The sequence below is a fragment of the Mesorhizobium sp. M2A.F.Ca.ET.042.01.1.1 genome (genome assembly GCF_003997405.1).
Classification (GTDB): Bacteria; Pseudomonadota; Alphaproteobacteria; order Rhizobiales; family Rhizobiaceae; genus Mesorhizobium.
Window position 1 is genome coordinate 1 of sequence record NZ_RZRX01000352.1, and the last position, 4,931, is coordinate 4,931.

General features: G+C 65.8%; 5 protein-coding genes and 1 pseudogene. 1 reads left to right on the forward strand and 5 read right to left on the reverse strand.

The genetic code is table 11. The features are described from left to right. Positions 1-660 (reverse strand): annotated as a pseudogene (locus tag EOA23_RS31510) (peptidase S10); the annotation flags it as partial. Positions 661-921: 261 nt separating this feature from the next. Between EOA23_RS31510 and EOA23_RS31515 the strand changes: the two are divergent. Next, positions 922-1,425 carry an OsmC family protein gene (locus EOA23_RS31515; RefSeq protein WP_127306975.1) on the forward strand — a complete coding sequence of 168 codons (504 nt, stop codon included), beginning with the start codon at positions 922-924 and terminating at the stop codon, positions 1,423-1,425. A 165-nt stretch (positions 1,426-1,590) separates the two neighbouring features. Here EOA23_RS31515 and EOA23_RS31520 read toward each other — a convergent pair whose 3' ends face one another. From EOA23_RS31520 to EOA23_RS31535, 4 genes are all read right to left on the reverse strand, one after another. Then, positions 1,591-1,815 carry a hypothetical protein gene (locus tag EOA23_RS31520; protein WP_041008353.1) on the reverse strand — a complete coding sequence of 75 codons (225 nt, stop codon included), beginning with the start codon at positions 1,813-1,815 and terminating at the stop codon, positions 1,591-1,593. 169 nt (positions 1,816-1,984) lie between these two features. Beyond that, complete coding sequence (locus tag EOA23_RS31525) at positions 1,985-2,728, reverse strand: SDR family NAD(P)-dependent oxidoreductase (protein WP_127306976.1); 744 nt, start codon at positions 2,726-2,728, stop codon at positions 1,985-1,987. 145 nt (positions 2,729-2,873) lie between these two features. Then, positions 2,874-4,355 (reverse strand): amidophosphoribosyltransferase, encoded by a 1,482-nt coding sequence (gene purF, locus EOA23_RS31530; protein WP_042637921.1) that lies wholly within the window; start codon positions 4,353-4,355, stop codon positions 2,874-2,876. Between the two features lie 114 nt (positions 4,356-4,469). Continuing rightward, on the reverse strand, positions 4,470-4,931 hold a 462-nt coding region (locus tag EOA23_RS31535), incomplete at its 5' end, for a CvpA family protein (protein ID WP_145966538.1).

Genomic DNA, 4,931 nt, shown 5'->3' on the forward strand with positions numbered 1-4,931 from the left:
CTCCTGCAGCGTGCGGGCAAGCAGCGCGGCGCGAAAGCCGCCATAGCTTTCGCCGACGAGGAACAGCGGCGATCCGGTCCGGCCGTTCTGCGCCAGATAGAGCCGGATGAAGGCGCCGACCGAGGTGGCGTCCGCGTCGACGCTCCAGAACTCCTTGCCTTCATGCCCCGGCGCCTCACGGCTGTAGCCGGTGCCGACCGGATCGACGAAGACGAGATCGCTCATATCGAGCCAACTGTCGGGATTGTCGATAAGCTTTTGCGGCGGCCGGCGGAACTCGCCGTCGGCGGCTGTCTCGACGATGCGTGGCCCGATCGCGCCGAGATGCAGATAGGCAGACGCCGCGCCTGGCCCGCCATTGAAGACGAAGGTGACCGGCCGATCCTTCGCCGAGGCGGACGACTGCTGTGTGTAGGCGACATAGAAGATCTCGGCCGTGACTTCGCCCTTGCCCGACAGGAGCGAGAGCGTGCCGGCCTTGGCCTGGTAATCCAGCTTGCGCCCGCCAAGCGTGATCGAATGCTCGGTCACCTGCGGCGGCGGCAACAGAGACAGCACGCCGCCTTGGGGCGCGGGGCGCTCGGGTGCTTCCGCGGCGAAGCCCGGCTGAGCGAAGGCGGCGAGCGCCAGAAGGATAAGGGGGACGAGCTTGGATCGCATGACGGCTCCGCGCGGAATGACATCGCAAAGGTATGGCCAGGGCGAGGGAAGTCAAAGGGGGCGTCACAAGACTTGGGTTCCTCGCGCCGCCAAAGGCGGGGAGAGGTGTCCGCGAAGCGGACGGAGAGGGGGCCCTCGCAGGGCGCTCCCCTTTCCGTCTCGGCTTCGCCGAGCCACCTCTCCCCACTTTCGCGGGGCGAGGAATCCAAGCTGAAATTATGTGCTATCTACCGTCAAAGAGGTACCGAAAGGACAGCACCCATGGACGCCACCGCACTCAAGGCCATGCAGGCGCCGCTGAAGGAAGCCTATCGCGACGACGCCGCCAAGGCGCTGATTACGCTGACAGCGCGCGGCACGCTGGACGATCAGTCGATCGCCTGCAAGGTGGAGACGGGCAGGGCGCTCGCGGTTGCCGGCCTTCATCCAGCCACCGGCGGCTCGGGCCTGGAACTATGTTCTGGCGACATGCTGCTGGAGGCGTTGGTCGCCTGCGCGGGCGTGACGCTGAAGGCTGTGGCCACCGCGCTAGAGTTCAAGCTCGGCAACGCCAGCGTCGAAGCCGAGGGCGACCTCGATTTCCGCGGCACGCTCGGCGTTGCCCGCGACGCGCCGGTCGGCTTTCGCGCGATAAGGCTGAAGTTCGACCTCGACACCGACGAGCCGCAGGAGCGCATCGATTCGCTGATGAAGCTCACCGAGCGCTACTGCGTGGTGTTCCAGACGATCAACAACAAGCCGGCGCTGAGCGTAAGCGCCAACTGATCTCCCCCCTTGAGGGGGAGATGTCGCCGAAGGCGACAGAGGGGGGCGCTGCGCGTGAAGCGCCACGCTTTTGTATGACGAGAGGGGGCCTCGGCGTTCTATGCGAAACGACCCCCTCTGGCCGCTTCGCGGCCATCTCCCCCTCAAGGGGGGAGATTAGCCCCGCTACTGCGCCGACGGCGTCTCCGCGTCCCCCTCATCGGTGAACGGCGAGGCGCTCGGCACGCATTGCACGGCCCAGCCCTGCGGCGTCGGCTGCTTCTGATATTCGGTGATGGCGTTGGTGCATTGCTCGCGGGTGTCGAAGGTGCTTGGCAGCACCACCATGCCGCCTTGCGGGCCGGCGATCACCAGATACCAGACCAACGCTACGCTGGGAGTGGCAGCCATGGGAATTCCTCGCTTTGCTTGAATGTCGGAGTCGGACCGATCCTAGCAACTCCCTTGGAGCGGGGAAAGCTGGACGGCGGAACACGCTTCCGCAGCACCGTTCACAGACCCGTGAAGAGGGCTTTCGCCAGGCGGGCTCGGCCTGCCGCGACGCGCTTTTGAAGTCGAATTATTCCGGTTGCCGGTAGGCGACGAAGCGGTTGTGCTTGGCCTGGAAGATCAGGCCCGTCTCCTTCAGTTCCGGGCTTGCCAGCGGCACGATGCGCCTGGCGATCTCTGACGGATGCGGCAGCGTCTCCGGATCCTCGCCGGGCATCGCCTGCGCGCGCATCGCCGTGCGGGTGGCGCCGGGATCGGCGGCGTTGACCCTCAGCGGCAGGCTCTCGGTCTCATGCGCCCAGGAGCGCATCATCGTCTCCACCGCCGCCTTGGACGCCGCGTAGGGCGCCCAGAAGGCACGTGCCGAATGGGCGGAGTTGGCGGACATGATGATGGCGCGGCCGGCATCGGAAAGCCTGAGCAGCGGGTCGACCGAGCGGATCAACCGCCACGTCGCGGTGACGTTGATGGTCATCACCTTCTCGAAGGTCTTGGCCTCGACATGGCCGATCGGCGAAATCACGCCGAGCACCGCGGCGTTGGCGACAAGGATGTCGAGCTTGCCCCAGCGTTCATGGATCGCGCCGCCCAGCCGGTCGATGCCTGCCATGTCGGTGAGGTCGAGCGGCACCAGCGTCGCCTGTCCGCGCCCATCAGCCTTGATCTGGTCGTCGAGCTCTTCCAGCCCGCCCACCGTGCGCGCCACCGCGATGACATGCGAGCCGGCTGCCGCCAGTTCCTTGGCGATGAAATAGCCGATGCCGCGCGAGGCGCCGGTGACGACCGCCACGCGGCCGGAAAGGTCGAGGGTCATGCGAGAATTTCCGTGGGCTAAAGCAATTCCAGGAAAAGTGTCTAACGGTTTTCCGTCCGGAATTGCGTCAAAACAAACAGTGCAATTCCAGGAAAAGTGTCTGAAGGTTTTCCGTCCGGAATTGCGTCAAAACAGATACCGCGGCCTACGACCCGCTCGACGCCAGCAGCGACAGCGTGCGCACATTGTCGTGGCCTTCGAAGTCGAGCAGGCGGGTGGGGTACTGTCCGGTGAAGCAGGCGTCGCAGAATTGCGGCTGGTCGTTGTCGCGGCGCGCCTCGCCGACGGCGCGGTAGAGCCCGTCGATCGACAGGAAGCCGAGCGAATCGACACGGATGAACTCGGCCATCTCCTCGACCGACATGCGCGACGCCAGCAGCTTCGACTTCTCCGGCGTGTCGACGCCGTAGAAGCAGGATGCGCTGGTCGGCGGGGAGGCGATACGCATATGCACTTCCTTCGCGCCGGCATCGCGCACCATCTGCACGATCTTCTGGCTGGTGGTGCCGCGCACGATCGAATCGTCGACCAGCACCACGCGCTTGCCCTCGATCATGCGGCGGTTGGCGTTGTGCTTGAGCTTCACGCCCATGTGGCGGATCGAATCGCCAGGCTGGATGAAGGTGCGCCCGACATAGTGGTTGCGGATGATGCCGAGTTCGAAGGGAATTCCGGCGGCCTGGGAGAAGCCGATCGCCGCCGGCGTGCCGGAATCCGGCACCGGCACGACGATGTCGGCCTCGACCGGGTTTTCCTGCGCCAACTCGGCGCCGATGCGCTTGCGCACCTCGTAGACGTTGCGGCCCTCGACCGAGGAATCCGGCCGCGCGAAATAGACATATTCGAAGATGCAGAAGCGCGTCTTCTGCGGCTCGAACGGGAAGATGCTCTCGATCCCCTTGGAGGTGATGACCACCATCTCCCCGGGCTTGATGTCGCGCACGAAGCGGGCGCCGATGATGTCGAGCGCGCAGGTCTCCGAAGCGAGGATCCAGGCGCCGTCGAGGTCGCCCAGCACCAGCGGGCGGATTCCCAGCGGGTCGCGGCAACCGATCATCTTCTTGGCCGTCATCGCCACCAGCGAGAAGGCGCCCTCCACCTGGCGCACCGCCTCGATGAAGCGCGAATTCAGATCGCGCTCCTTGCTGGTCGCGACCAGATGCAGCAGCGTCTCGGTGTCGGAGGTCGAGGAGAAGATCGAGCCCTGCTTCTGCAGCGCGCGCTGCACGGTGAGGGCGTTGGTGAGGTTGCCGTTGTGGGCGACGGCAAGACCGCCCTCCGCAAGCTCGGCGAAAAAGGGCTGGATGTTGCGCAGGCCGGCGCCGCCGGTGGTGGCGTAGCGCGTATGGCCGATGGCGCGATTGCCCTGCAAGCTGTCGATGACGCGCTGCTTGGTAAAGGTGTCGCCGATCAGGCCGACATGGCGTTCGACATGGAACTGGGTGCCGTCATAGGAGACGATGCCGGCCGCTTCCTGGCCGCGATGCTGCAAGGCGTGCAGGCCGAGTGTGACGATGGCCGCCGCGTCTTGCCGGCCGAAAATGCCGAACACGCCGCATTCGTCATGGAAATGATCGTCGGCCTCGGCGGAAAGGACATTGCCTGCATCTGCCGTTGAGTCTGCCATCTGGTGCTCAAGCTCCGCTAAAGCCGCCATATAGGGCGATCTCTCGCGGAACGCAACGCACCTCGTCAGGCATTCACAAAATGCCTCAGGCCAGCGCTATGGCCGGCCTGGATTTCAGTTTGCCGGCGCTGGAGCGGGAGCCGGGGCGGGCGCCGGAGCCGGCTCGTTGTCGGCAGGCGCCTCGCCCTCGCTGTCGTCGGGCGCCGGCGCGTTGTCGTCGCCGGCCGGCGGCTCGGCCGCGGGCTGGTCGGTCGTGGCCGGCGCGCCAGCCTGCGGCGTGCCCTTATGCGTGTATTTGTTGACCAGTTCCTCGGTGTTTTCCGGCAGCACGCTTTCGAGCTTGGCGCCGATCGTCTCGAGCAACGGCCGCGACTTGGCGTTGGCGATCCAGGCGGGCGCCTTGGCGCCGGCAAGCCAGTTGAAGAACAAGAGCGCCACCGCGACCACCAGGATGCCGCGCGCCGCGCCATAGAGGAAGCCGAGGGTGCGGTCGAGCGCGCCGATACGCGAATCGATGATCCAGTCGGCAAGCTTCATCGTGATCACGGAGACGACGATCAGCGCGATCAGGAAGAC

What these genes read in the sequence shown, in the direction of transcription:
- EOA23_RS31515 (WP_127306975.1), top strand. Translation starts at nt 922, where the DNA reads ATGGACGCCACCGCACTCAAGGCCATGCAGGCGCCGCTGAAGGAAGCC.
- EOA23_RS31520 (WP_041008353.1), bottom strand. Translation starts at nt 1,815, where the DNA reads ATGGCTGCCACTCCCAGCGTAGCGTTGGTCTGGTATCTGGTGATCGCC.
- EOA23_RS31525 (WP_127306976.1), bottom strand. Translation starts at nt 2,728, where the DNA reads ATGACCCTCGACCTTTCCGGCCGCGTGGCGGTCGTCACCGGCGCCTCG.
- purF (WP_042637921.1), bottom strand. Translation starts at nt 4,355, where the DNA reads ATGGCAGACTCAACGGCAGATGCAGGCAATGTCCTTTCCGCCGAGGCC.